General features: G+C 57.1%; 24 protein-coding genes. 18 read left to right on the plus strand and 6 right to left on the minus strand.

What is annotated here, in order from left to right:
• Position 1 precedes the first annotated feature (1 nt).
• Entirely contained in the window at positions 2–1,522 is a 1,521-nt protein-coding gene (locus tag ACR0K5_RS00785; protein ID WP_480627837.1) for a CHAD domain-containing protein, read from the minus strand.
• Between the two features lie 303 nt (positions 1,523–1,825).
• Here ACR0K5_RS00785 and ACR0K5_RS00790 point away from each other — a divergent pair, with 303 nt between their 5' ends.
• Positions 1,826–2,173: a TfoX/Sxy family DNA transformation protein gene (locus tag ACR0K5_RS00790; RefSeq protein WP_480627838.1), complete on the plus strand. Its 348-nt coding sequence runs from the start codon at positions 1,826–1,828 to the stop codon at positions 2,171–2,173.
• A gap of 55 nt (positions 2,174–2,228) precedes the next feature.
• Here ACR0K5_RS00790 and ndk read toward each other — a convergent pair whose 3' ends face one another.
• Entirely contained in the window at positions 2,229–2,651 is a 423-nt protein-coding gene (gene ndk, locus ACR0K5_RS00795) for a nucleoside-diphosphate kinase (RefSeq protein ID WP_480627839.1), read from the minus strand.
• A gap of 115 nt (positions 2,652–2,766) precedes the next feature.
• Positions 2,767–3,969, minus strand: coding sequence for a multidrug effflux MFS transporter (locus ACR0K5_RS00800; protein ID WP_480627840.1), 1,203 nt, complete (start codon positions 3,967–3,969; stop codon positions 2,767–2,769).
• Positions 3,970–4,076: 107 nt separating this feature from the next.
• Between ACR0K5_RS00800 and ACR0K5_RS00805 the strand changes: the two genes are divergently transcribed.
• The 8 genes from ACR0K5_RS00805 (at position 4,077) to ACR0K5_RS00840 (ending at position 11,400) form a co-directional block, all read left to right on the plus strand.
• Positions 4,077–5,927, plus strand: a complete 1,851-nt coding sequence (locus tag ACR0K5_RS00805; protein ID WP_480627841.1) for an ABC-F family ATP-binding cassette domain-containing protein — start codon at positions 4,077–4,079, stop codon at positions 5,925–5,927.
• Positions 5,924–6,313, plus strand: a complete 390-nt coding sequence (locus ACR0K5_RS00810) for an ACT domain-containing protein (RefSeq protein ID WP_480627842.1) — start codon at positions 5,924–5,926, stop codon at positions 6,311–6,313. The genes ACR0K5_RS00805 and ACR0K5_RS00810 overlap by 4 nt, the downstream gene beginning before the upstream one ends.
• Before the next feature lie 2 nt (positions 6,314–6,315).
• A complete protein-coding gene (locus ACR0K5_RS00815) occupies positions 6,316–6,933 on the plus strand; it encodes a MarC family protein (protein WP_480627843.1) in 618 nt (205 codons plus the stop codon).
• A gap of 42 nt (positions 6,934–6,975) precedes the next feature.
• Complete coding sequence (locus ACR0K5_RS00820; RefSeq protein ID WP_480627844.1) at positions 6,976–7,557, plus strand: retropepsin-like aspartic protease family protein; 582 nt, start codon at positions 6,976–6,978, stop codon at positions 7,555–7,557.
• Positions 7,558–7,605: 48 nt separating this feature from the next.
• A complete protein-coding gene (locus ACR0K5_RS00825) occupies positions 7,606–8,226 on the plus strand; it encodes an ImuA family protein (RefSeq protein ID WP_480627845.1) in 621 nt (206 codons plus the stop codon).
• 62 nt (positions 8,227–8,288) lie between these two features.
• On the plus strand, positions 8,289–9,503 hold the full coding sequence (locus tag ACR0K5_RS00830) for an MFS transporter (protein WP_480627846.1): 1,215 nt from the start codon (positions 8,289–8,291) through the stop codon (positions 9,501–9,503).
• Entirely contained in the window at positions 9,500–10,096 is a 597-nt protein-coding gene (locus ACR0K5_RS00835) for a YceI family protein (protein WP_480627847.1), read from the plus strand. Before ACR0K5_RS00830 ends, ACR0K5_RS00835 begins: the two co-directional genes overlap by 4 nt.
• Before the next feature lie 80 nt (positions 10,097–10,176).
• The gene (locus ACR0K5_RS00840; protein ID WP_480627848.1) at positions 10,177–11,400 is read left to right on the plus strand and encodes an MFS transporter; all 1,224 of its coding nucleotides are present in this window, start codon (positions 10,177–10,179) and stop codon (positions 11,398–11,400) included.
• Positions 11,401–11,534: 134 nt separating this feature from the next.
• Here the strand turns inward: ACR0K5_RS00840 and ACR0K5_RS00845 are convergent, their stop codons facing one another.
• Positions 11,535–12,464 carry a hypothetical protein gene (locus ACR0K5_RS00845; RefSeq protein WP_480627849.1) on the minus strand — a complete coding sequence of 310 codons (930 nt, stop codon included), beginning with the start codon at positions 12,462–12,464 and terminating at the stop codon, positions 11,535–11,537.
• A gap of 175 nt (positions 12,465–12,639) precedes the next feature.
• On the opposite strand from ACR0K5_RS00845, the gene ACR0K5_RS00850 reads away from it, so the two are divergent.
• Entirely contained in the window at positions 12,640–14,472 is a 1,833-nt protein-coding gene (locus tag ACR0K5_RS00850; RefSeq protein ID WP_480627850.1) for a methionine--tRNA ligase, read from the plus strand.
• A gap of 132 nt (positions 14,473–14,604) precedes the next feature.
• Here the strand turns inward: ACR0K5_RS00850 and ACR0K5_RS00855 are convergent, their stop codons facing one another.
• Positions 14,605–14,778, minus strand: coding sequence for a hypothetical protein (locus ACR0K5_RS00855; protein WP_480627851.1), 174 nt, complete (start codon positions 14,776–14,778; stop codon positions 14,605–14,607).
• Between ACR0K5_RS00855 and ACR0K5_RS00860 the strand changes: the two genes are divergently transcribed.
• Positions 14,777–15,877, plus strand: a complete 1,101-nt coding sequence (locus tag ACR0K5_RS00860) for an efflux RND transporter periplasmic adaptor subunit (protein WP_480627852.1) — start codon at positions 14,777–14,779, stop codon at positions 15,875–15,877. The genes ACR0K5_RS00855 and ACR0K5_RS00860 overlap by 2 nt on opposite strands.
• A 3-nt stretch (positions 15,878–15,880) precedes the next feature.
• Positions 15,881–19,018: an efflux RND transporter permease subunit gene (locus tag ACR0K5_RS00865; RefSeq protein ID WP_480627853.1), complete on the plus strand. Its 3,138-nt coding sequence runs from the start codon at positions 15,881–15,883 to the stop codon at positions 19,016–19,018.
• A gap of 67 nt (positions 19,019–19,085) precedes the next feature.
• Here ACR0K5_RS00865 and glpD read toward each other — a convergent pair whose 3' ends face one another.
• Complete coding sequence (glpD, locus tag ACR0K5_RS00870; RefSeq protein ID WP_480628742.1) at positions 19,086–20,675, minus strand: glycerol-3-phosphate dehydrogenase; 1,590 nt, start codon at positions 20,673–20,675, stop codon at positions 19,086–19,088.
• Positions 20,676–20,855: 180 nt separating this feature from the next.
• Here glpD and ACR0K5_RS00875 point away from each other — a divergent pair, with 180 nt between their 5' ends.
• The 6 genes from ACR0K5_RS00875 (at position 20,856) to ACR0K5_RS00900 (ending at position 25,589) form a co-directional block, all read left to right on the plus strand.
• Entirely contained in the window at positions 20,856–21,617 is a 762-nt protein-coding gene (locus tag ACR0K5_RS00875; protein WP_480627854.1) for a DeoR/GlpR family DNA-binding transcription regulator, read from the plus strand.
• Positions 21,618–21,726: 109 nt separating this feature from the next.
• On the plus strand, positions 21,727–21,882 hold the full coding sequence (locus tag ACR0K5_RS00880) for a DUF5993 family protein (protein ID WP_480627855.1): 156 nt from the start codon (positions 21,727–21,729) through the stop codon (positions 21,880–21,882).
• A gap of 10 nt (positions 21,883–21,892) precedes the next feature.
• Positions 21,893–22,462: a disulfide bond formation protein B gene (locus tag ACR0K5_RS00885; RefSeq protein WP_480627856.1), complete on the plus strand. Its 570-nt coding sequence runs from the start codon at positions 21,893–21,895 to the stop codon at positions 22,460–22,462.
• A gap of 35 nt (positions 22,463–22,497) precedes the next feature.
• Positions 22,498–22,860 (plus strand): DUF3302 domain-containing protein, encoded by a 363-nt coding sequence (locus ACR0K5_RS00890; protein ID WP_480627857.1) that lies wholly within the window; start codon positions 22,498–22,500, stop codon positions 22,858–22,860.
• Between the two features lie 21 nt (positions 22,861–22,881).
• Entirely contained in the window at positions 22,882–24,027 is a 1,146-nt protein-coding gene (locus ACR0K5_RS00895) for an HlyD family secretion protein (RefSeq protein ID WP_480627858.1), read from the plus strand.
• An 11-nt stretch (positions 24,028–24,038) separates the two neighbouring features.
• Positions 24,039–25,589, plus strand: a complete 1,551-nt coding sequence (locus tag ACR0K5_RS00900) for an efflux transporter outer membrane subunit (protein ID WP_480627859.1) — start codon at positions 24,039–24,041, stop codon at positions 25,587–25,589.
• The last annotated feature ends 3 nt before the right edge of the window (positions 25,590–25,592 follow it).

Genomic DNA, 25,592 nt, shown 5'->3' on the forward strand with positions numbered 1-25,592 from the left:
CTCACTCCTTTTTGTCATGAAACAAGGTCCGGAACAGGTGCCTGGTCTCTGGCCCGTCGAATTTCTGAAAGCTTGAAAGCACGCGGCTCCGCTCTGCCTTCTGACGTTGGTCCAGCACCGCAATTAATCCACCCACAGCCAGACCAATCCGTGCATCTACACGGCCCTGTGTGTCGCTTTGTTGCGCGACGAAGGCCAGCAATGCTTCTTGCTGGACGGAATAGTCGTTGAACAGGCCCAGATTGTCCTGCAGCTTTTTCAATGGCTTGATGATGGTCTTGAAGCTCTTTGCATCAAAGAGTGGGCCAAAGAACTCCATCAGGTATCTCAGCTTCTTGCAATCGATGCGAAGGTCATGCACCGTTTTATCCGGAGTATCGTTGGTGATGCCGCGCGCGACTTTGCATACCTTTCGATACCGTTTCCAGATCAACGCGCATGCATATTTGTGCGCGCCCCGTTGCGCGTTTGATCCAGGCTCTGGCCCCTTTGTTCCGCGGAATATAGCGATCAGCTCGGTCATGGACGCGTCATAAGCGTCGCTGTGCAACCGGCGGGATAAACGCGACAGCTCCCGCGCGCGTTCCTTCTCGAAAAGGTCGAACATCTCCTGCAAACCAGCATGTAGATTGGCCGGTACAAGGCTGAAGTACGTATTTTTTTCCAGAAGATACACATCCAGATCGCGCATGCGCCCGGTGGGCGCCATGAGATCAGAAAAGATCCGTTTCAATTCCGCGGTCTGTGCGTCAGAGAAAACCCCCTTGAACAAGCTGATCACAGAACGGATTTTTCGCAGAGACACCCGGTAATCATGCAGAAACTCTGTATCGATATCGGCGATCATTCCACTTTCGTTTTGTCGGGCAACCTGCAGATATGTGTGAATAATATCTTTCGCCACCTGGATAGATGGTTCTGTTCTGCCTAACTCGATCTCTGGCTTGGCCCGATAGGCAACCAAGTCTGGAAACAGTCCGGTATAGAGTCTTTCGATACCCTGTCCGTCGCCCGACACGGCGGAAATCGCGGCGCATACCTTTTGATACGCTCTCTCAAACCCACGCAGTTGGTGAAGTTGAACAAGTGTCGCTTGCCCTGTTGGCGAAGACATGCACCAGACCGTTCCCCTGACTTGCGTTTTCTGCAACTCATCCAACACGGTGAGGGATTTCACCTGAATCTCTCCCGCCCCGATCTGCATCAGGGCACGTAGTTTCGGAAAATCTTCCAATGCCGCCTGCACCGGGCCCTGTGGCAGATCTTGAACAAAACGCCCCCGCCCCTTGCAGCGTTGAAACTGTGGCAAGCGGCCGTTCTGCCAAAGCCGCAGCGCCCCATCGGTTTCGATCAGAACCCGGCCTGAGTTTCGCAACGACTGATCGTGGCAATCCAGCAATGCGAAAGGTTTTGCAGCTTCCTTCAGATCAATCCTGACCGTAAACCCCGGAAGGAGTTTTGCGCAAAGTGCCTCGTCAATCGGATTGGACAGAATGCACTGATCGCCTGAATGGTCGCTCATGATCCACCTTTTCGGGTCGTTTTCTGGCATTCATTGACTGGTTTCTCAACGATTTTCTGCACGCCAGCCCCCTCTTCGATGGCTCTGATCCTCAATGCGTTCAGGGTCTTCTCTTCCTACCTTAGCGAGATGTTTTTCTTGCTCTTGACCGACCTACTTTCGGTGTCTTCGGCTTTTGAAATCCGACCTTTCGTAACGGCATGACCACATGAGAACTGAAACACGAAGAGACAGCAAGACATTATGTTTTGACCATACGTAATCACAGGTGACAGGCCCCCGGCGCGCAAGTAAGACAGGTTCATGAGTGATCCAGTTTCTTCGATCCGCAACCTTGGTCCGGCCTTTGAACAAGCTTGTGCGCGCGCCGGTATTCTCTCGGCAGATGAGTTGCGAGAAATGGGACCTGACGAAGCCTATGCTCGTCTTTTGCGCGCTGGCACCAGGGCACATTTCATCGGCTATTATGTTCTGGTGATGGGGCTGCAGGGACGCCCATGGAACGATTGCAAGGGTGAAGAAAAAAAGGCCCTGCGACAGCGTTTCGACGCCATCAAGGCCGGTAACAGCGCAGCGCCGGAAAACCAGATGGTTGCGGATCTGGACGCCATCGGCGTGCGCGTCGCACCCAAAGACCTAAAGCAAGTCTGAACAAAAAAGGCCGCCCCAACAGGAGCGGCCCAATCTTTCAGCGAACAACTGCGGCTTAGCCGACCAGTTCGATGCCCGAGAAGAAATATGCGATTTCAACCGCAGCGGTTTCCGGAGCGTCGGAACCGTGGACCGAGTTTTCGCCAACCGATTCAGCGAACTCGGCACGGATGGTGCCGGGGGCTGCGTCAGCGGGGTTGGTTGCGCCCATGACTTCCCGGTTCTTTGCAATGGCGCCTTCGCCTTCCAGAACCTGAACGACCACCGGCTCAGACGACATGAATTCGCACAGTTCGTCATAGAACGGACGCTCAGCATGTACTTCGTAGAACTTGCCAGCCTGAGCTTTCGTCATGTGGATGCGCTTCTGCGCGACGATGCGCAGACCGGCCTCTTCAAACTTGGCGTTGATCTTGCCAGTCAGGTTGCGGCGGGTTGCATCGGGTTTGATGATCGAAAAAGTGCGTTCCAGTGCCATGTCGGCCTCTCCTTACAATGTGGCGCAGGGTCCGCGCCGAAATCCATCGCGCGCCGCGTATCACGGTCTTTCGCTCATGAAAAGTGTTATGATGGTCTGCCAGCTGCTTTGGGGTTCAGAATGTGTCGGGCAATGGGTCGATCCGGTCCAGGCGCCGAACGTAAAGCACCGCAAGCAAACCAGCAAAGCTGCATGCCCACATCATACCCAGAACCAGAAATGGCCCGTTTTCGGGGCTGACAAATGCACCTGTCATTGATGTCAGGATCGCACCCAGTGCCACCACCATCGCCCCCGACAATCCTGCGGCACTGCCCGCCAGCTTGGGGCGCACGGACATGACTCCTGCCGAGGCGTTTGCATTGGTCAGACCGTTGCCAAACCCGACACAGATGGCCGAGCCGAAGAAGACCCAGACTGACCCCAGTTCAGCCAGAAACAGCAGCAATCCGCAGAATGGCCCGGTCGAAGCCACGACCCGACCAACCAGGATCATCGTGGTAAGACGTGTTCGAGCCGCAATCCGGCCGGTGACGAAGTTTCCGGCCATGAACCCGCCCGTGATGATCCCAATTCCAAGGCCCAGCGTCGCTGGGCTCAGATCAAACCACGCCGCCGCAACCAGAGGAGCACCGGTGATAAAGCTGTAGAACCCACCGATCGAAAACGCAGCGCAAAGGGCATAGCCCCAGAATCGGCGGGCGCGGAACAGATGCGGATACTCCCGCAGTTGGGCAGCGAAAGTTGAAGAGCGGTTTACGTTGGTCTCACCCATGTCAAACCACAGCAGAACCAACAGCCCTGCCCCCAACAGGGTGTAGAGCACAAACCCCGAGCGCCAGCCGAAGATCATATCCAGCGCCCCACCGAGCATCGGACCAAGCATCGGTGCCAATGCCATGGCCATCGCAACATAGCCGAGTTTGCTGGCCGCTTCATTTGGCGGATACCGATCTCTGATCGACGCGCTGGACAGAACCGATCCAGCCACAACGGCAGCCTGCAATAGTCGGAACCCCAGAAAAGCCCAGATCGAGTCGGCAAGTGTGCATCCGATAGAGGCGACGACGAAGATGGTCATGCACATCAACAGGATCGGTCTGCGTCCGAAGCGATCCGACAGCGGCCCCATGATCAGTTGCAGCACGGCCGAGACTGCCAGATACCCCGCGACCGACAGATTCACGAGACCATAATCCACCGCAAAGTCTTCGCTCATATGCGCCAGCGATGGCAGGAACATGTTCAGCGACAGCACCGACAGCGCCGTGGCAAAGATCAGCGTGATCAAACTTGGGGGCGTTTGGGCCGCGCGCATGTGAAAAACCGTTCAGAAAAGCAAACGACACAGCGCTAACACATTGCATGAAGCTTGAACATGCCAAGCCGCTGGCGGCGGCATCACACCTCTGCTAAGAGCGCCCCATGTTACGGATCGAAGACATCACCTATGCCGTTGAAGGCCGCCCGTTGTTTGATGGCGCAAGCGCGACGATTCCCGATGGTCACAAGGTTGGCCTTGTCGGGCGGAATGGCACTGGAAAGACCACCCTTTTCCGCCTGATCCGAGGCGAGCTGGCCTTGGAATCGGGCAACATCTCGGTTCCCAAGCGCGCGCGCATTGGCGGGGTGGCGCAAGAGGTGCCCTCGTCCGATGTTTCGCTGATCAACACGGTTCTGGCGGCCGATGTTGAACGCAGTGCTCTGATGGCCGAGGCCGATAGTGCCGAAGATCCTACGCGCATCGCCGAGATTCAGACCCGTCTGGCCGATATCGACGCCTGGTCGGCCGAAGCGCGGGCGGCTTCGATCCTCAAAGGTCTTGGGTTTGACGACGACGACCAGTTGCGCCCGTGCTCGGATTTCTCAGGCGGCTGGCGGATGCGCGTTGCGCTGGCGGCGGTGCTGTTTTCTCAGCCTGACCTGCTGCTGCTGGACGAACCGACCAACTATCTGGATCTTGAAGGCGCGCTTTGGCTTGAGAGCTATCTGGCCAAGTATCCGCATACGGTGATCATCATCAGCCACGACCGTGGATTGCTGAACCGCGCTGTTGGGTCGATCCTGCATCTGGAAGACCGCAAGCTGACCTATTACGCGGTGCCCTACGACAAGTTTGCCGAACGTCGTGCAGAACGTCTGGCACAAGCGGAATCCGAGAACGCGAAGGCAAAAGCCCGAATTGCTCACCTTCAAAGTTTTGTGGATCGTTTCCGCTATAAGGCATCCAAAGCGGTTCAGGCTCAGTCACGCCTGAAGATGATCGAGCGCATTCAGCTGGTCTCGACCCCGCAAGAGGCGGCGCTGCGGGCGTTCAGCTTTCCAGAACCCGAGGAATTGTCGCCACCGATTATCCAGATTGAGGGCGGCGTCACAGGTTATGGCGAAACCGAGGTGCTGCGCCGCCTGAACCTGCGTATTGATCAGGATGATCGTATTGCATTGCTGGGCAAGAACGGTCAGGGCAAGTCGACACTGTCCAAGCTGCTTTCCGACCGGCTGCCCCTGATGGCAGGTAAGATGACCCGCAGCAACAAGCTGCGCATCGGTTATTTTGCGCAGCATCAGGTGGATGAACTCTATGTGGACGAAACGCCGCTAGACCATCTGCGTCGGCTGCGCCCGGATGAGGCTCCGGGCAAATGGCGTTCTCGACTGGCCGGATTCGGATTGAACGCAGACCAGGCCGAGACCGAGGTCGGTCGCTTATCAGGTGGTCAGAAGGCGCGCCTGTCACTGCTGATCGCCACCATTGACGCACCCCACATGCTGATCCTCGATGAGCCGACCAACCACCTCGACATCGAAAGTCGTGAAGCGCTGGTCGAGGCGCTGACCGCCTATTCCGGCGCAGTCGTGCTTGTCAGTCACGACATGCATCTTCTTAGCCTTGTCGCGGACCGGCTGTGGCTGGTCTCTGACAGAACCGTCAAACCGCTCGAAGGCGATCTTGAAGCCTATCGGTCCCTGCTGCTGGCGCGTGACAAGCCGGTCAAGGAAAAGCCGCAAGCCGCCAAGCCGAAACGCCCTTCGCGCGAAGCGATGCTCGCACTGCGTGCCGATTTGCGCAAATGCGAGGACCGGATCGAAAAACTGACGGATATGCATGACAAGCTCTCGGCCAAACTGGCGGACCCGGCCTTGTATGAGGACGACAAGATCAACGATCTGGAAACCTGGAACCGCAAGTTCACCGAAGTCACTGAGGCAATGCAAAAGGCCGAGGCATTGTGGGTCGCTGCCGCCGAGCGGCTTGAGCAGGCAGAAACCGCATGAGCACGCCCATCAAGGATACCAACGCTATGATTGCGGGTATGCATCCCGTTTTGCAGGCCGGTGAGGTTGCCTTTGTTGTCTGGCCTGAAAACAAACCCTGGCCAGAGGGCACGCGGGCCAGTTGTGCCGAGGCCGAAGGGATGTCCCTCATCGTTCCGATCACCGCCGCACCGCAAGATGCCGTCGCCATGCGCTGCATCACGTTGCAGGTCCATTCCTCGCTGGAAGGTGTTGGTCTGACAGCTGCCGTTTCCAGCGCGTTGGCTCAGGCAGGCATTCCCGCAAACATGGTCGCGGGGTATCACCACGATCATGTCTATGTCCCTTCAAATCTGTCGAACGACGCCCTGAATATCCTGCAGGACCTGCAACGGAGCAGAAAATAACAATGGACAGCGCATTCCTGATTACTGCGTTCACAACGCTTTTCGTGGTCCTCGACCCGCCCGCGCAAACTCCGATCTTTGTGGCGCTGACTCAGGGCATGGACTGGCATACGCGCCGCTCCATCGCGATCCGGGCCTGCCTGACGGCGGGCTTCATTCTGGCCCTGTTTGCCGCCTTTGGCGAAGCTCTACTAGGGTTCGTTGGCATTTCGATGGAGGCGTTTCGCGTTGCGGGGGGCGTTCTGCTGTTCCTGACCGCGCTGGATATGTTGTTTGAACGCCGCACCAAACGGCGCGAAAGCAGCGCCGAGGAAGAAGAACATCCGGATCCGTCAGTCTTTCCTCTGGGCATCCCTCTGATCGCCGGCCCCGGCTCAATTGCAACGATGATTCTGCTTGCGGGTCAGCAGCCCGGCATTCAGGGCCTTGCCGTTGTCATCGGTGTGATGCTGATCGTGCTGGCGATGGTGTTCGTGATGTATCTGACATCCGGCGCAGTGGCGCGTGTATTGGGCAAGACCGGGCTGAACGTGTTGACCCGGCTGCTGGGGATGCTGCTTGCTGCCTTGTCTGTGCAGTTCATTCTTGATGGCCTCAAGGCGTTTGGTTTTGCGTCTTAAACCCCCATATACATTGCATGTAACTTGCGTGGGGTGAACCTTTTGGACAGCGTCAATATTGGACAACTGGTCTATCTGGTCGTGCTCGGCCTGGCGGTCGCGTTCTGGTTCGTTTCTCAAAACCGCCAGTCCCTGAATAAGACGTTGCAGCAGGTGATGGCCTGGGTGTTCATCTTTGTTGGCGTCATCGCCGTTATCGGCCTGTGGGAGGACATCCGGTCTTCGGTTGGCCCTGCTCCGCAGATGACCGTTACCGGCAACGCGATCGAGGTGCCCCGCGCCTATGACGGTCATTATTACCTTCCTGTTTTGGTGAATGGTGAGCCGATCAACTTTCTTGTCGACACCGGCGCCAGCCAGATTGTGCTGAGCGCGCAGGACGCCGAACGCGCAGGCATTGATCCTGATCAGCTAAACTATTTCGGACGCGCCTTGACTGCAAACGGTGAGGTGCGAACCGCCCCTGTACGGCTTGAGACCCTGACCGTAGGGCCCATTACGGACCAAAACGTATCGGCCTGGGTCAACGAGGGTGAGCTGGACAAATCCCTTTTGGGGATGGAATATCTGCACCGTTTTTCAAGCATTCAGTTTGCGGATGGCAAGCTGATCTTGTCTCGTTAACGGCTCTCATCACTTGAGAACAAATGAGGAACATGATAGCTTGCGAGCATGTCTACTCAGCTTCTTGGCCACAAACCTGCGCGTCAGGCACCGGGGGTAAACCTCCATCCGCAGATCACCCTGCAACTGGGCCGCGTGCACGAGGCATGCGGCCCCGCCCGGCGCAGCTTTGCCATGTGGCTGGCCGGTCAGACACAGGGGCCGATCTTGTGGATTTCCCCCGCGTGGGAGCCCGGCCAGCTAAACCCCGACGGAATGATGGCCTTTGCCGACCCGGCCCGGTTCATCTTTGTTCATCCCACCCGTGCCGAAGATCTGCTGTGGTGCCTGGAAGAGGCGCTGCGCAGCGGGGCCATTCCGCTGATCATCGGCGACCTGCCCGGCGCGCCGGGGCTGACACCCATACGCCGGATGCATCTGGCCGCCGAACAGGGCGGCACGATGGGGCGGGCTCCGCTTGGCTTGTTGCTGACACCCGGAGATGGTGGCGCGCAAGGGGTTGAGACGCGCTGGCACATGGCGGCCACCCATAGGAATGAGGCCCGCCGGTGGACCCTGACCCGCCGCCGCGCCCGCGCCCTGCCCCCGGTTACATGGCAGGCCAGCATGACCGCCGCCCGTACCGGGCTGCATCTAAAACGGATCGAAACCGAAGACGCACCGGCATAAAGCCACACAGATCACGCAAGATGTGACTGGTCAAAACCCGGGCCGCGCCCTAGCGTCACCGCATGAGCCATCCGATCCATGACAGTCGCTATTCCTGGCTACGCCTTCTGATTACGCTCGCCATTGCAACAGTGGCGAATGTGGGCATGTGGGCCGTGATCGTGGTCATGCCCGCAGTTGAAGCCGAATTCGGAGCCGGTCGTGCCGAAGCCTCGATGCCGTATACGCTGGCGATGATCGGGTTTGCCCTTGGCAATATGTGGCTGGGGCAGTTGGTGGACCGGCTGGGTGTTACCAGCGCCCTGATCGGAGCAGCCGTTTTAAGTGCTCTGAGCTATGTGCTGGCAACGCTGGCACCAAACATAATGTTGCTGTCTGCGGCGCATCTTCTGCTTGGGCTGGGCACGTCGATTGGGTTTGGTCCGCTGATCGCCGATATCTCGCATTGGTTCATGAAGCGACGTGGTATTGCTGTCGCACTAGTGGCCAGCGGGAACTACCTGTCCGGTGCCATCTGGCCCACCATGCTGTCCGAAATTCTGGCACGGGATGGATGGCAACAGGTCTATCTGACGCTCGCCGCCCTGACGCTTGTTGTCGTCATTCCCCTGTCCCTGCTGCTACGCCGCAGGGTTCCGGTCGAGGCGCACGGCACGGCCGCAGCGTCTGCCCAAATCAATGCACGAAGTGTCGGCGTATCACCGCGTGCGCTGCAATACATTCTGGGCCTGGCCGGAATCGGTTGTTGCGTCGCGATGTCAATGCCACAGGTCCATATCGTCTCTTATTGCGTCGGCTTGGGATATGGACCCGCAGTCGGGGCCGAGATGCTGTCATTGATGTTGTTAGGTGGTGTTGTCAGCCGCATCATTTCGGGCCTGTTAGCTGACCGGTTAGGCGGCGTCATGACCCTTTTGATCGGTTCGCTCCTGCAATGTGTCGCCCTGTTCCTGTTCCTGCCTTATGACGGAATGGTGTCGCTGTACGCCATCAGCCTGCTTTTTGGTCTGGCACAGGGAGGCATCGTGCCCAGCTATGCGTTGATTGTCCGCGAATACATGCCGCCGCAAGAAGCTGGCGCACGGGTCGGGTTCGTCATGATGATGACCATTCTCGGCATGGCACTGGGAGGTTTGATGTCAGGGTGGATTTACGACCTCACCGGAGCCTATCAACTGGCATTCGTGAATGGTATTTTTTGGAATGGCCTGAATATTGCAATCGTTCTGATGCTGCTCAGGAGATCCCGTCCCAGAGGAGAAAGGGTCATGGCATGACCCTTCTGACCCGTCGCACTCTACTTGCCGGGTTGGCAACCCTGCCCCTGGCCCAGACAGCACATGCCGATTTACAGCCGTACATCCTGTCGACTGAAGGCACCCGGGTCGGTTTCACCTTTGATCTGTCAGGCGTGACTCAATCGGGGACAATGCCGATCCGTACCGCCGATGTTCAGATTGACACACGTCGCCTGCAGAACAGTCAGGTCGCAGTGACGCTGGACGTCAGCAAGGCCAGAACACGACTGCCCTTTGCCCGAATGCCCATGCTCAGCCCCAGCGTTTTGAACGCGAAACAGCACCCAATTATCCGGTTTGTATCAACTGACATACAGTTGGGCCCGGAAGGACGTATATCAGATGGCGCTCGGATCACGGGTGATCTGACGGTCCGCGGCGTGACCCGCCCGATCACGTTAGAGGCCAATCTGTACCGCCAAGCGGGAACTGCGGTGAACGATCTGAACCGTCTGACCATTGGCCTCAAAGGAGCTCTGAATAGGCACCACTTCGGCGCTTCGGGCTATCCTGATCTGGTTAATGACAACGTCGGGCTGGACATCCACGCAGAAATTATCCGCGCGACCTGATCGTCGAATAGCAAAAAACGACTCGCTAAAGTCGAATTGATGCGCGCATTGTGCGGCGACACTGCCAATCTGAGACCACCATGCGAACGATCATTTCATTTGCCGCCCTTTTTCTTTCGGTCATTCTGCTACAGCTCTCGACAGGGGGTGTCGGGCCGCTCGATGCCATATCGGGGATCACGCTGAATTTCACGACCGAGCAAATTGGTCTGCTGGGATCGGCGCATTTCATAGGGTTCTTCGTCGGATGCTGGTGGGCCCCGCGCCTGATGGGCAGCGTTGGACATTCCCGCGCCTTTGCGGTGTGCACCGCCTTGGGCGCGATGGGGCTGATCGGGCACACCCTGACCGAAAACCCATATATCTGGGCCGCCCTGAGGATCGCATCGGGCACCTGTGTCGCCGGCTGCTATACGGTGATCGAGGCCTGGCTGAACGCCAAGGTCACCAATGAAACACGCGGGCGCGCCATGGGGACCTACCGCATTGTGGATATGGGGGCCTCGCTGACTGCTCAGTTGATCATCGCGGTTCTACCGCCTGCCTCTTACGTGTCGTATAACCTGTTGGCCATTCTGTGCTGCGCCGCCTTGTTGCCGCTGACACTGACCCGAGCGAGCCAACCGAAAACACCCGATGCACCGCGTCTGCGACCAAAGCTGGCCTGGCGCAGTTCACCACTGGCCGTTGCAGGGGTTATCGTAGCAGCGCTGAGTTCCGCTTCGTTCCGAATGGTCGGTCCAGTATATGGTCAGGAAGTGGGTCTGGGCGTGGACCAAATCGCCTTCTTTCTGGCGTCGTTTGTCTTGGGCGGGGCACTGGCGCAGTACCCGATGGGATGGCTGGCAGATAAATACGACCGACGCTGGGTGCTGATCTGGCTGTCCGTCGCGGCGGTTCTCAGCTGCGGCGTGACCATGGCGGCCAGCGGCACCGGAACACTAGGGGTCATGCTGGCAGCGGGTCTCTTCGGATTCACGACCTTCCCGATCTTTTCGGTTTCCTCTGCACACGCAAACGACTTTGCCACAACCGAACAGCGGGTCGAGCTATCTGCGGCGCTGATGTTCTGGTACGCGCTAGGGGCAATTGCATCGCCCTACATCTCATCAACACTGATCCAGCAATTCGGCCCCGGAGCGCTGTTTGCCTTTGTCGCACTTGGTCATGTATTCCTGATTGGCTTTGGCTTGGCCCGGATGAAATCTCGCCCGACACCCGAGGAACGAACCAACTACGTCTATGCGCCGCGGACGTCATTCACCATTGGTCGACTGCTGAAACGATCTCGCGAAGGACGCTAGAAAAAGGCAGGGCTTCTATAACTTCTTTCGGCTCTGGCATTGCATCAATCACGTCAGTCGTCACGCCGACGACATCTGTCGAGCGTGCCAATTGCAGCAAGCGAGCAGGCGCAAAGAGAATGCCGTCCTAAACGCTAATCAGCAGGCGGCGGGGATGGGATCATTTCATCCAGAAGCGATCCTGCCTCGTATCCCAGCAGATCAACTTCCATACGCCTCGGGTCTCCGAACGCCCATGCGCCGACATGGCGTTGCATTCTCTCATAGCCGACGAAATCGGCCATTGCCTGATCGCCATGCGCATTTTCGGCAAACATGACCTGACCCGCAGCAACTTTGTTCGGCATCACACGCTCCAGATACAGTTCGACGACATTGATCCCCGTAACGTTAGACCCGCCGTGATGGACGACATACATATCGTCCCAGACCTCTTCACTCACTGCCGCACGCGCGTCCGATACAGCCTTGTGCAACGCTGCAATTTCCGCGCGCGCTGCTTCGCGCATGTTGGCGGCCCAAATCGGACGCATGTCGTTGATCGCTTTTGACACGTCTTGCTTTGTGAGGGTTCCGCGCTGGACTGCTGTGCTTGTAAAGGTTCGCGCAGCCTCAAGCATATGTCGTTGCCGGGCAATCTCGTCTTCCGGAAGATCAAGTCCCTCGATCCATGGCAGCAAGGAATCAACTTCCTGCGCAATCGCCGCAAAGTCAGTTTTCCATCGAGTACCATCTTCCTTGGGCCACGGAGTCACCGCACCGATAATTCCCAGAAGAACGTGGGACGTTGATTTGAAAATCAGATAGTTTGGCGCGTCCCGTGGAAAGGACACCTCGCCCTTCTCGGACAGGATCGTAACATCCCGGGCAATCACCATGACCGGCCGTGTCTGCGATGTCAGCGCATCCTGACCACGCCGAAACACCGACAGCATCGCTTTATCAAAGCTTTCGATCGCACCCATGGCTTCGCTCTGGTCTGCCTGAACATTTGGCGCGACGAATAGAGTTAGACAGAGAGTTGCCGATACCTTCCGCAAGCGTTGAACCCAAAACAGCTTCATCTTGTCCCCCATGCGCAGTTTACACAGCAATCATACATGGTTCTGCACCGCCACGCGAAGGTCGCGTTGAACCTGCACTTACACGTCTTTTCGGGCGTTTATCGGTGAAACCGGGGTTTTGCTGGCCGGTGACATAAGGTAGACGGACGCCCAGTTAGATATGCGGAAGCGAAACATGGCTCGGATTCTCATCACCTCGGCAATCCCTTACATCAACGGGATCAAGCACCTCGGCAACCTGATCGGCTCGCAACTGCCGGCTGATCTGTACGCGCGGTATCAGCGTGGCCGGGGGAGCGAGGTCATGTTCCTGTGCGCCACGGATGAGCACGGCACCCCAGCGGAATTGGCTGCTGCGAAAGCGGGCAAGCCGGTCGCGGACTATTGCGCCGAGATGTATGGCATTCAGGCCGATATCGCCAAGCGCTTTGGCCTGAGCTTCGATCACTTCGGTCGCTCTTCCAGCGAGCAGAACAAACGTCTGACCCAGCATTTCGCGGGAAAGCTGGACGACGCCGGGCTGATCCGTGAAGTCAGCGAAAAACAGGTCTATTCCAACGCCGATAAACGCTTTTTGCCTGATCGTTACATTGAGGGCACCTGCCCCAATTGTGGCTATGAGCGCGCGCGCGGCGACCAGTGCGAGAACTGCACCAAGCAGCTTGATCCGACGGACCTGATCGAGCCGCGCTCGGCCATTTCCGGTTCGACCGATCTGGAGGTGCGCGAAACCAAGCACCTGTATCTGCGCCAGTCGGCGATGAAGGATCAGCTGGACGCGTGGATTAACAAAAAGATTCCTCCAAAATTGGACAGAGTTTTTTTCGATGGCGACAGCAGTGGATTAGTTGAAACTGAAGACCTGTCAGGCTTCAAAGACAACCCATATTGGCCAACATTAACTACCTCGATTGCCAAGAAATGGCTGCATGACGGCGACGGTTTGCAAGACCGCGGCATCACCCGCGATCTGGACTGGGGCGTGCCCGTCAAAAAAGGCGATCAGGATTGGCCGGGGATGGAAGGCAAAGTCTTTTACGTCTGGTTCGACGCCCCCATTGAATACATCGCCTGCGCCAAGGAATGGGCCGACGCCAACGGCAAATCCGATGCCGATTGGGAGCGCTGGTGGCGCACCGACAAGGGCGCGGATGACGTGCGCTATGTCCAGTTCATGGGCAAGGACAACGTGCCGTTCCATACGCTGTCCTTCCCGGCCACCATCTTGGGCACCAACACGCATAATGAAGAGACCGGATCACCCGAACGCTGGAAGCTGGTCGATTACATCAAGTCGTTCAACTACCTGAACTATGACGGCGGTCAGTTCTCGACCAGCCAGGGCCGCGGCGTTTTCATGGATCAGGCGTTGGACATTCTGCCTGCCGACTATTGGCGCTGGTGGCTGCTGAGCCATGCGCCGGAAAACAGCGACAGCGAGTTTACATGGGAAAACTTCCAGCAATCGGTGAACAAGGATCTCGCCGACGTTCTGGGCAATTTTGTCAGCCGGATCACCAAATTCTGCCGCTCGAAATTTGGTGAGGCCGTACCCGAAGGCGGTGAGTTCGGCGAGCGAGAGCAGGCTCTTATCGAAGAGCTTACCAAACGCGTCCGCGCCTATGAGGCTCATATGGAGGCGATGGAGGTTCGCAAATCCGCGCAGGAGCTACGGGCAATCTGGGTTGCTGGAAATGAATATCTGCAGGCCGCAGCCCCCTGGTCGACCTTCAAGGAAGACCCTGAACAGGCCGCTGCACAGGTACGTCTTGGCCTGAACCTGATCAGGCTTTACGCCGTCCTCAGCGCGCCGTTCATCCCTGACACCTCAGCCCGTATGCTAAGCGCGATGAACACACTGGATACCGCCTGGCCGGATGATGTCGCCACCGCATTGAATGCCCTGCCCCCTGGTCACGACTTCGCCGTGCCTGACGTTCTGTTCGCCAAAATAGCGGATGAACAGCGTGAAGAATGGCAGGTAAAATTTGCTGGGACACGCGACTGAACAGTCTGGGCATCAAGAAACAATGGGGGTCAACTTGGCCCTCTTTTTGTTCAGGCCCGCTGAACACGCCAATGCCTAAACCAGCCTAAGTGCTAAAATTTTCGGCATCACTCCTCGCCAGCTCAGGATTCATCACGCTTGAGATATCCCAGCAAAAAAGTCATCCTGAGACCAAGTTCCTCCGACTCGGGTCGCCATTGCGACGGGGTCGGTATCTTTTGTTTCCGCATCGAACGAGGCTTTCGCCATGTCCCCAGCAGTCATTTCACCCAACACGACCAGCAGGCCCTTGGCCGCCGTATTCATGCTGTTGTCCTTGGGTTTTGGGCATCCTGCGACCGCGCAGGAGGAAGGGGCACCGCCTAAAGTTTCAATCGCGGCGGCCTACACCGAAGAAATCACTGACGAGGCCACGTTCATCGGGCGAGCCGAGGCGATCAACAACGTCGATATTGTGGCCCGCGTAAATGGATTTCTCAACAGCCGCGAAGTCGAAGATGGCGCAACCGTCAAGGCAGGTGACCTGCTGTTCACTATCGAACCCGATCTTTATGAGGCCACCCTTGAGGCCCGTAAGGCCGATCTGAATCGAGCCGAGGCAAATCTGGAACTGGCCAAGGTTGATCTGGCGCGTAAAGAAGAGCTTTACAAACGTGATGCGACACCGGAATCAGAGCGCGACATTGCCCGCGCCAATGAGTTGGTTGCTGAGGCCGAAGTGAAGGCAGCCAACGCCGCGATCCAGCAGGCCGAACTCGACCTGAGCTACACGCAGATCCACGCACCTTTTGACGGTCGTATCGGCAGCATCACCACCAGCGTTGGCGATGTGGTCGGCCCAACCAACCCTCCGCTGGTCAATATCGTCAGCGAGTCGCCAATCTACGTTAATTTCTCGCTAAACGAAAAGCTCTTCACCTCAGTATTGCAGACCTACGGTGAAAGCTCGGCCTCATTGGCGGAAAGTTCGCAAAGCCCCAATGTGCATGTCATCCTGCCCAACGGAACTGAGTTGGATGAGATTGGCAGGATCGTTTTCGTCGACAACCGCATCGATCCGCTGACCGGCGCGATCACGCTCCGCGCCCAGTTCGAGAACGCGAACCGCCTGATCCTGGACGGCGCCTTTGTAAACGTACAAATTGAAGCGCTGGAGCCGACCTTGCAGGTTCTTGTGCCTCAAGCCGCCTTGCAGCGCGATCAGCGCGGTGAGTTTGTTCTGGTGGTCAACGATAAGCAGATGGTGGAACAGCGTTACATCACCACCGGGGATACGGTCGGCACTGCGATTATTGTGCTGGACGGCCTGCGTGAAGGCGAAAGTGTTATTGTCGAAGGCCTGCAGCGGGTCCGCCCCGGCGTGGCTGTTGACGCGGTCGTCGCCTCTGAGCAGCCGGGAGAGTAACAGATGTTCTCAGCCCTGTTCATCAGCCGGCCCAAGCTGGCGCTTGTCATCTCGCTGGTGCTGACCATCATGGGCTGCATCGGCTATCTGGTGCTGCCGGTGGCGCAGTTCCCGGATATCACGCCACCAGTCGTCAGCGTTACGACCACCTATACCGGCGCTAACGCAGAAACCGTGGAAAACACCGTCGCTGCACCGATTGAGGCGCAGGTCAACGGTGTGGACGACATGATCTACATGACGTCCACATCTTCGGATAACGGGTCTTACTCTCTGAACATCACCTTCGAAGTCGGCACCGATCCCGATATCGCTTCGGTGAACGTTCAGAACCGGGTGGCGCAGGCCATGTCGTCGTTGCCAACCGAAGTGACATCGTCGGGTGTGGTCACGCAAAAATCCTCGACCAACATGCTGATGCTGGTCACGCTGACATCGCCGAACGGTACTTATGACAGTGTTTTCCTGTCCAATTATGCCTCGATCAACCTGCGTGACGCGCTGGCACGTGTGCAGGGCGTCGGCAAGGCTGATGTTCTGACCAACCTTGAATACGCCATGCGAATCTGGATGGATCCGGATAAAATGGCCGCGCTTTCCATCACGCCGGGTGACGTGATTAACGCAATCCGCGAACAGAATATCGAGGTGTCCGCCGGTTCCATCGGTTCCCCTCCGGTGCCTGAAGGGCAGACGTTTCAATACACGATCAAATCCAAAGGTCGTCTGACATCCGCAGAAGAATTTGCGGACATCGTCATCCGCACTGGTGATGCTGGCGCCATTGTTCGCGTTAAGGACATTGCGCGTACAGAGCTTGGGGCGCAGTTCTACTCGGCTTCAGGCTATTTCCAAGCGGTTCCTGCCACTGTTATCGGCATCTATCAGGCCCCCGGCGCCAACGCACTGGCGGTTTCGGAACGTGTACAGGCCGAGTTAGAGCGATTGTCCCGCGCGTTCCCGACGGACGTTGAATATGATGTGCCCTTCAACACGACGGATTTTGTCGAAGCATCTTTGAACGACGTGGTCTCGACCCTGATCCTGACCTTCACTCTTGTGATCTCGGTTGTATTTATATTTCTGGGAAGTTGGCGCGCCACAATCATTCCGGCGGTGGCAATTCCAGTGTCCCTGATCGGCACCTTTGCCTTCTTGCTGGCCTTTGGCATGTCCCTGAACACGATCTCGCTGTTCGCCTTGGTGCTTGCGATCGGTATCGTTGTGGATGACGCGATCGTCGTGGTTGAAAACGTGGAACGCATTATTGCGGATGAAGGCCTGCCCCCGGCTGAAGCGACCCGCAAAGCCATGGGCCAGATTACTGGTCCGGTCATAGCAACCACACTGGTTCTGTTGGCCGTATTCGTGCCGGTGACATTTATGCCCGGCATATCGGGGCGGCTGTATTCTCAGTTTGCAATCACGATCTCGACCGCTGTTGTGATCTCATCCATCAACGCATTGACCCTTTCCCCGGCTTTGTGCGGGCTGGTCCTTCGCCCCCGTTCCGGCCCTCCCAAAGGGCTGCTTGCCGTGTTCGAAAACTTCATCGGTGCCGTGCGCAACGGTTACGTGGCCATTGTGCGAAAGCTGTTGGTCTTTCCGGCCATTGCGCTGGCCATCGTGGTTGGTCTTGGCATGGGAACCGGCACAATCATGTCGAACACCTCTGCCGGATTCATCCCGCTTGAGGATAACGGTTATCTGTTCGTCGACGTGCAGCTGCCCGATGCCGCCACGCTGGAACGGACTGAGGCTGTGACCTCCCGCCTTGACGATCAACTGCGCGAAATCCCCGGCGTGGCCAGCACGGTTCTGGTCAATGGATTTTCGCTGTTGAACGGTACCACCACAAACGGTGCCGCAATATTCGTGAATCTCGACAACTGGAGCGAACGGCAGGAAGATGACCTGAGCGCGGACGCCATTCTCGCCAAGGTCCTGGCGATTGCAAATAGCGAGTCAGCCGCCTCGATCGTCGCCTTCAACCCGCCGCCCATCCAGGGCCTTGGCATGTCTGCAGGGGTTGAGATGGAGGTGCAGCAAACCGGTGGCGGCACGCCGCAGGATCTGGCCTCAGCCGTGGGTTCGTTCGTGTATTCGGCAAATCAAAGACCGGAAATCGCCCAAGCCTATACGACCTTCCGCGCAAACGTCCCGCAGTTGTTCGTCGATCTGGACCGCGAAAAGGCCAAAACGCTGAATGTCTCGGTGGCTGAAGTTTTCCAGACCATGCAGGCACAACTGGGGTCTTACTATGTCAATGACTTCAATCTTTTTGGTCGCGTCTATCGCGTGATGATCCAGGCCGATGGCACCTATCGCGACAATGTTGAAGATATCGCGAACCTCTATGTGCGTTCTCAAAATGGCGACATGGTACCCTTGGGAACATTGATCGACGTGGAAAACGTGCTGGGTCCGGTTCTGCTGAAACGCCATAACCTGTTCCGGTCGGCCACTGTGACCGCGGTGCCCGCACCCGGTCTGTCCAGCGGTGACGCGATCAACGTGATGACTGAGGAATCTCAAACCGCCCTGCCCCCCGGATATGCGTTCGAATGGACAGGGACAGCGCAGCAGCAGCTGGCGTCAGGCAGTTTGGTGATCATCATCCTCGGGCTCGCGATCCTGTTTGGATACTTGTTCCTCGTGGGTCAATATGAAAGCTGGACCATGCCTGTTTCGATCCTGCTATCCGTGGTCGTAGCTCTGTTTGGTGCCGTGGCAGCGGTTGCGATTGTAGGCAGCGATATCAACCTCTACACGCAGATCGGTATGATCATGCTGGTGGGGTTGGCCTCGAAAAACGGTATTCTGATCGTCGAGTTTGCGATGGAACAACGCGCCAAAGGCCTGTCCATCAAGGATGCCGCCGCCGAGGCCGCGTATCAGCGTTTCCGCGCCGTGATGATGACCGCTCTGTCCTTCCTTCTAGGCGTTGTACCACTGCTGGCTGCCAACGGTGCCGGTGCCGCCAGCCAGAAGGCCATTGGTGTCGCCGTGTTCGGCGGGATGCTGGCCGCGACGCTGGTTGGTGTGATCGTAGTACCCGTGCTCTATGCCCTGATGCAAAGTATGCGAGAGTGGTTGAAGGGCAGTAAAAACGATCCCGGCCCTTCAGAAGAAGCGGCCTGAACAATTAAAGCCCCACCTGATTTGGTGGGGCTTTTTTTTGCAACCCAAAAACGGATCCGTGGCGTTTTCAAGCCACCTTTTCATCCTTGGACCGCACGGACATCCAGTGATCGATCCGCGCAATCTGTTCAGCGGTCAGCCGCAAACCCAGCTTGTTGCGGCGCCAAACCACATCTTCGGCTGAACGGGCGTATTCTTTTTCCATCAGCCAGGCGACCTCTCGCGCTGTCAGGGTTGCGCCAAAGTCTTCTCCCAGATCGGATGACTGTTTCGCATCTTCCAGGACGTCCTGTGCTTCGGACCCGTAAGCTCTGATCAGGCGAGCAGCCCAGGCTTCGGTCAAAAATGGATACACAGCCAGAAGATCGTTTTTGAGGGTTTCGACTGCATCCACCGGAAAATCCCCCCCCGGCAGGGCAACACCAGCGGTCCAGGGCCCGGGCAGGTTCGGAAAAAACTCACCAACCTTTTCAAGCGCACTTTCTGCAAGCCTGCGGTAAGTGGTGATCTTGCCGCCAAACACGTTCAGTACAGGTGCTCCACCCTGCGCATCGACTTTCAGAGTGTAATCGCGCGTCGCCGCTGTAGCGCTGCTTGCGCCGTCATCATAAAGCGGACGTACACCGGAATAGGTCCAGACGACATCATCGCGAGTCACGGCACGCTTGAAGTATTTCGAAGCGAAGGCGCACAGATAATCCTGCTCAGCCTCGGTGCAGACCGGTTTCGTTGCGGGGTCTGGATGGTCCTGATCCGTTGTTCCGATCAAGGTAAAATCCTGTTCGTACGGAATGGCGAAAATGATGCGGCCATCTTCGCCCTGGAAGAAATAGCATTTGTCGTGGTCATACAGTCTGGGCGTCACGATATGACTGCCTCGCACAAGCCGAACGCCTTCGCGAGAGTTCACGCGGATCTTGGTTTGAATAATGTCTCCAACCCAGGGCCCGCCGGCGTTGATCAGCATTCTGGCCCGGATCACCCGGGTCTCGCCGCTTTTCCGATCCCGAACGGTCACGTCCCAAAGATCATCGACCCGCTCGGCCGAGATTACCTCGGTTTGCACCATGATCTGCGCACCGCGTGCTTGGGCGTCACGCGCATTCAGAACCACCAGCCGCGAGTCTTCGATCCAGCAGTCGGAATATTCATAAGCCGTTTCGAACTTGTCCTGCAGCGGTCCCCCTTCCGGTGCGGAGCGCAAGTTCAACGACGTCGTTCCAGGCAGGATTTTGCGCCCGCCCAGATTGTCGTACATGAACAAGCCCAACCGGATCAGCCAGGCCGGACGACGCCCCCGCATCCACGGCATAACCGTGCTGAGCAACCGCGAGGTCGGTGTTTCAGAGTCAAACCGCATTTCCTTGTGGTAAGGAAGCACAAAGCGCATTGGCCAACTGATATGCGGCATCGCGCGCAGCAGGGTTTCGCGCTCGATCAGGGCTTCGCGTACCAGACGGATCTCGAAATACTCCAGATATCGCAACCCGCCATGAAACAGTTTGGTCGAGGCTGACGATGTCGCCGAGGCCAGATCGTTCATCTCGGCCAGCTTTACCGAAAGACCCCGTCCAGCAGCATCCCGTGCGATGCCGCAACCGTTGATCCCGCCGCCAATGATGAAAAGGTCTGTGATCTGGTCGTCCGTCGACTGCATATCCATTGATTCCCTGCATAACACGGTTACGGGCATTAGCCAGAACACCATTCGCTTCGTCAATGTTTATGTTCGTTTATTTTCGCTTTGCAATACTGGTATGTATTGAAAGCAAGTTGGCTTGCCAAAACCAATAAAAAGAACAAATACGAAAACGTATCTTCTGCGCCGGAACCATTCATGTCCCTATCTTTTCGCCAATCCGACATCCTGGAAATCGCCAGCGCCGAAGGGCGCGTTACCGTCGACGGCCTGGCCGAACACTTTGGAGTCACCGTTCAGACAATCCGACGCGACCTGACAGAGCTTGCAGAAGCGGGCAAACTGGACCGGGTCCATGGTGGCGCAGTTTTGCGATCAGGCGTCTCAAATATCGGATATGAAGACCGCCGCGCCTTGAACGCTGACACCAAGATCCGCATCGCGCAGGCATGCGCGGCTGATATCCCAGACGGTGCGTCGGTTTTCATGAACATCGGAACTTCAACCGAGGCCGTGGCAAGGCAATTGCTGAACCACAAAAACCTGATGGTCGTGACGAACAATATGAACGTTGCAAACATCCTGATCGAAAACCCGGACTGTGAAGTCGTCATGGCCGGTGGCGTCCTGCGCCGCACGGACGGAGGTCTGATCGGCAATCTGACTGTATCGACCATTCGGCACTTTAAATTCGATCTCGCTGTTATCGGGTGCTCAGCATTGGATACAGACGGAGACCTTTTGGACTTCGACTTTCAGGAAGTTCAGGTCAGCCAGACCATTATCGATCAGGCCCGCCGTACTTTTCTGGTAGCCGATCACTCTAAGTTTCAGCGCTCGGCCCCGGCACGCATAACGTCGATGGCCGAACTTGACGCGATCTATACCGATGCGCCCCTGCCCGGCAACTTGCTGCAACACTGTCGCGAATGGCAAACAAGCGTTGTTGTCTGCGGTTAAGCAAAAGCACCTTTCAACGCTCAGTCGAGTCGCGCGGCTTGCCAGACGGGACCTGGCCTGACACTATCCATTGTACAAGGATTTGTGCACGGGATGGGAGAACCGGGCCATGATTGCGCTTTTATTTGCATTACTTACCGCCACGATGGCGCTGAACTATTTCAATCTGACAAAGGCTGGCAACGTCTTGTTTTTCGTCACGCTGGCCATGTGTGTCTACTGGCTGAAATTCCACGCCACCACCCAGCTGACAATTCAACTCTGAGGGGCTTGCCATGACACCTGAACTGTCCCGCACCCTCAACGCGTTCGGAATGCTGGCCGTCTGCCTCGTTCTGGCGCTGGCATTTTTCTATCAACTCGTTCTTTACGAACTGCCCTGCCCGCTTTGCCTGCTACAACGCGTCGGCCTTGTCGCCGTTGGCGTGGGGCTTGGCTTGAACCTTCTCTACGGAGCAAGGCCGCAGCATTACGCCATCGTACTGATCGCGGCATTGTACGGCGGCAGTGTTTCGATCCGGCAAATTCTACTGCACATCGTACCCGGAACGGGTCACTATGGCTCTCCGGTTCTGGGGTTGCACTACTACACTTGGGCCGGAATCGCCTTTTTCCTTGTTTTGCTGGGCACATCGATCATGCTGCTGTTTGAACGCCAATACGAGGGATCCTCACATCACGAACCCCGGTTCGGTGGCAACGCTCTGGCCAAGGTCGCGTTCTTCGTCATGCTGGCTCTGGCGGTGCTGAATGCAGGGTCCGCCCTATTGGAATGCGGACCTGGTATCTGCGCCGACCCGCCGACAAGTTACAAGCTGATTGACGAGTTGGGCGCAGGCAACTGAAGATACCATAACCTTCCCAGAACGGAGGCGCGAGCATGGGATTATTGGGACAGCCGCTTGGCTACTACGACTACCTGACTTTCGTGGCGTTGATCCTGCTACTGGCGGCGGTGATGGCTTTGTTTCTGTTCCTCATGGGCCTTCCCGGGCGGATCGCCATCAAGCGCAATCATCCCCATGCCGAAGCCGTCAAAATCATGGGCTGGATGGGATTTTTGGCCGTGGTTCCCTGGGTCCATGCCTTCATGTGGGCGTTCCATGATGGTGTCACGGTCGATATTCGACGCGGTCCCGATGAGGAAAAAGATGCCATTCGCGATGAAATCAAGCGTCTGGGTGGCGACATCAGGCCAGAGTATCAAGATCGTCTGGACACAGACAGTACTCAGCAAAGCTAAGGCCGAAGGAAAGCAATACACATGTTCGTCGCCCTTGGCATTACTCTGTTTTACATCATTTTTGTCTGGCTTATCTTCTTCAAGCTGGAATTGCTGAAATTCAACATTGCCTGGGGCATTGTTTCGTTCTGGGTCGGTGCGCACCTGCTGTTGATTTTTCTGGTCGCATTGCGGTTCTTCCAGCCCTTCTCGGTCGACAGTCATGTCGTGCGTTCGACCATACAGATCATCCCGAAGCTGACACAGCCAACGATCCTGACCGAGGTTCTTGTGGAACCGAATACACCGGTCACCAAGGGCGATCCGCTCTACCGCTTTGATGACACAGTGTTTTCACTGGCGGTAGACAATGCGCAGGCGCAGTTGGTCGCGGCCGAACAGAATGCGAAAATTCTGGATCAGGATGTGATCGCGTCAACCGAAGCCGTAGAAAGGGCAAACGCGCAATTGGCTTACGCGCAGACCCAGCAAGCGCGGTATGAAAACCTCGTGCCTGCGGGTGGAGCGCGGCAAGATGATCTGGACCGCTGGAACGAGCAGGTGACCGAAGACCTAGCCGCCGTGAAACAGGCCGAGGCAAATCTCGAAAAGGCGCAACTGGCTGTGGAATCCCAGATAGACGGTGTGAACACGGGAATTCTTCAGGCGCAGGCGCAATTGTCCGAAGCTGAGTACTTCCTTGAAAACACAACAATCTACGCGCCTGAAAACGGCATGATCGTTTCTCAGCAGGCCCGCCCCGGGCTGGTCGTTGGCGATGTACGCCTGGGTGCGATTGCCAGTTTCGTGACCGAAGACAGCCCCTATATTCTCGCGACCTTCCGCCAGCAGAACCTGAAATTCGTGGAACCCGGTCAAGAGGTCGAGGTGGCGCTGGATCTTTATCCCGGGGAAATCCTGAAGGGTAAGGTCGAGGCGATATGGTGGGCCACACGTCAAGGGCAACTGATCCCTTCAGGTCGCCTGCCGCGCTTTGAACTGCCAAAACTGCCGGGTCGAATTGCGGTGCAGATCACCGTCGATGTCCCTGACGGGCACACTTTCCCAGCGGGTGGCCACGCCGCTGTGGCGATCTACACTGGCATGGGCAAAAGCTTTGAGTTCCTGAGGCGCATCAACATCCGCCTCTATTCTTTCGCCAACTTCATCCGACCGCTGGATATTTGAGGATGCGCGCCATGACACTCCGCCGTTTGATGGGAACTGCCATCTGCGCCGCAACCCTCGCCGCCTGCACGCCCGTAGGGCCGGATTTCGTGCGTCCGAACTCTCCGGTCGTGAAGCAATGGATCGAGGTAAACAACCCCAGCACTGGCCAAAGCGGCCTGACATCACGCAGCGCACCTGTGGTGAAATGGTGGAAGACGTTTAATGATCCGACCCTCAACAAGTTAATAGCTGAGGCGTACGCCCAGAACCTGACATTGCAGGTCGCGGGTGCGCGGGTATTGCAAGCCCGTGCGCAGTTGGGCATCGCCTTCGGAGAGTTGTACCCGCAGTCTCAGGCCATTGGCGGTTCGCTGCAGCGACGGCAAATCAGCGACAATCTTGGGCCGGTTTCCGATATCAACCGCATCATCCCGCTGGATACCGAATTCTCAACTTCACAAGTCGGTTTCGATGCCCAGTGGGAACTGGATGTGTGGGGCGCGCAGCGGCGCGGCGTTCAGGCGGCGCGGTCAAATCTGGCGTTGCAGGTTGCGAATTATGACGACGCCTTGGTGACGCTGACCGGGGATGTGGCAGCGCTCTACGTCAATATCCGCGCGCTTCAGGAATCGCTGGCGGTTGCCCGCGAAAACATCAAGTTGCAACAGGAGTCCGCCGATCTGACCCAACTGCGTTTTAACAACGGTGTCACGACCGAGTTGGACGTTCAGGAATCCACTGCCCTGCTTAACAACACCAAAGCCTTGGTGCCTGAACTGGAAAGCGACCTGCAACAGACCAAAAATGCACTGGCTGTGCTGCTGGGTGCCACGCCGTCCCGGATGACAAGCCTTCTGGGGAACTCCGGTCGTATCCCATCTGCGCGTACCAACGTGGCCGTGGGGGTACCCGCAGAACTGCTGCGTCGTCGACCGGATGTCCGCGCGGCAGAACTGGCTGCAGCAACGCAATCTGCGCAAGTCGGCATCGCAATGGCCGATTTGTATCCGCAGTTTGTCCTTTCCGGCGCGATTGGCCTGCAGGCATCGGGCGGGCGTGATCTGTTCAGCGGCAATAGTACAACCGGTTTAGCCAGTGCCGGCGTGGTCTGGAATGTCCTGAACTATGGCCGCATTAAGAACAATGTCCGCGCGCAGGACGCCGCCTATCAGGCGCTGATTGCCAATTACCAGAACACCGTGCTGACCGCTTATTCCGAGGTAGAAAGCGCAATGGTTGCCTATGCACAGGCGCGCAAGCAGGTTGGATTCTATCAGCAAAGCGTCGATGCCTCGCGCAAAGCCGCGCAAATTGCAGTCAGCCAATACACGGACGGCATCGCCAGCTATTCGCGTATTCTGAACACGCAAACGGCCCTCTTGCGATCACAGGCCAACCTGATCGAAGCGCGGCAGCAAGTGTCCAGCAATCTGGTCGCGGTTTACAAAGGTCTGGGTGGCGGCTGGCAGATCCGCCAAAATCAGGAGTTCCTGCCCGAAACGGTTCTGGCTGAAATGGCCTATCGCACTGATTGGGGTGATCTGCTTGAGAAAACCCCCACCCGAGCCAGCCTGAACTAAGCG

The sequence above is a fragment of the Ruegeria sp. AB9 genome (genome assembly GCF_056542585.1).

Excerpts from the sequence above, each read along its gene's own strand:
- ACR0K5_RS00785 (WP_480627837.1), bottom strand. The coding sequence starts at position 1,522 with ATGAGCGACCATTCAGGCGATCAGTGCATTCTGTCCAATCCGATTGAC.
- ACR0K5_RS00790 (WP_480627838.1), top strand. The coding sequence starts at position 1,826 with ATGAGTGATCCAGTTTCTTCGATCCGCAACCTTGGTCCGGCCTTTGAA.
- ndk (WP_480627839.1), bottom strand. The coding sequence starts at position 2,651 with ATGGCACTGGAACGCACTTTTTCGATCATCAAACCCGATGCAACCCGC.
- ACR0K5_RS00800 (WP_480627840.1), bottom strand. The coding sequence starts at position 3,969 with ATGCGCGCGGCCCAAACGCCCCCAAGTTTGATCACGCTGATCTTTGCC.
- ACR0K5_RS00805 (WP_480627841.1), top strand. The coding sequence starts at position 4,077 with ATGTTACGGATCGAAGACATCACCTATGCCGTTGAAGGCCGCCCGTTG.
- ACR0K5_RS00810 (WP_480627842.1), top strand. The coding sequence starts at position 5,924 with ATGAGCACGCCCATCAAGGATACCAACGCTATGATTGCGGGTATGCAT.
- ACR0K5_RS00815 (WP_480627843.1), top strand. The coding sequence starts at position 6,316 with ATGGACAGCGCATTCCTGATTACTGCGTTCACAACGCTTTTCGTGGTC.
- ACR0K5_RS00825 (WP_480627845.1), top strand. The coding sequence starts at position 7,606 with ATGTCTACTCAGCTTCTTGGCCACAAACCTGCGCGTCAGGCACCGGGG.
- ACR0K5_RS00830 (WP_480627846.1), top strand. The coding sequence starts at position 8,289 with ATGAGCCATCCGATCCATGACAGTCGCTATTCCTGGCTACGCCTTCTG.
- ACR0K5_RS00835 (WP_480627847.1), top strand. The coding sequence starts at position 9,500 with ATGACCCTTCTGACCCGTCGCACTCTACTTGCCGGGTTGGCAACCCTG.
- ACR0K5_RS00840 (WP_480627848.1), top strand. The coding sequence starts at position 10,177 with ATGCGAACGATCATTTCATTTGCCGCCCTTTTTCTTTCGGTCATTCTG.
- ACR0K5_RS00845 (WP_480627849.1), bottom strand. The coding sequence starts at position 12,464 with ATGAAGCTGTTTTGGGTTCAACGCTTGCGGAAGGTATCGGCAACTCTC.
- ACR0K5_RS00850 (WP_480627850.1), top strand. The coding sequence starts at position 12,640 with ATGGCTCGGATTCTCATCACCTCGGCAATCCCTTACATCAACGGGATC.
- ACR0K5_RS00860 (WP_480627852.1), top strand. The coding sequence starts at position 14,777 with ATGCTGTTGTCCTTGGGTTTTGGGCATCCTGCGACCGCGCAGGAGGAA.
- ACR0K5_RS00855 (WP_480627851.1), bottom strand. The coding sequence starts at position 14,778 with ATGAATACGGCGGCCAAGGGCCTGCTGGTCGTGTTGGGTGAAATGACT.
- ACR0K5_RS00865 (WP_480627853.1), top strand. The coding sequence starts at position 15,881 with ATGTTCTCAGCCCTGTTCATCAGCCGGCCCAAGCTGGCGCTTGTCATC.
- glpD (WP_480628742.1), bottom strand. The coding sequence starts at position 20,675 with ATGCAGTCGACGGACGACCAGATCACAGACCTTTTCATCATTGGCGGC.
- ACR0K5_RS00875 (WP_480627854.1), top strand. The coding sequence starts at position 20,856 with ATGTCCCTATCTTTTCGCCAATCCGACATCCTGGAAATCGCCAGCGCC.
- ACR0K5_RS00880 (WP_480627855.1), top strand. The coding sequence starts at position 21,727 with ATGATTGCGCTTTTATTTGCATTACTTACCGCCACGATGGCGCTGAAC.
- ACR0K5_RS00885 (WP_480627856.1), top strand. The coding sequence starts at position 21,893 with ATGACACCTGAACTGTCCCGCACCCTCAACGCGTTCGGAATGCTGGCC.
- ACR0K5_RS00890 (WP_480627857.1), top strand. The coding sequence starts at position 22,498 with ATGGGATTATTGGGACAGCCGCTTGGCTACTACGACTACCTGACTTTC.
- ACR0K5_RS00895 (WP_480627858.1), top strand. The coding sequence starts at position 22,882 with ATGTTCGTCGCCCTTGGCATTACTCTGTTTTACATCATTTTTGTCTGG.
- ACR0K5_RS00900 (WP_480627859.1), top strand. The coding sequence starts at position 24,039 with ATGACACTCCGCCGTTTGATGGGAACTGCCATCTGCGCCGCAACCCTC.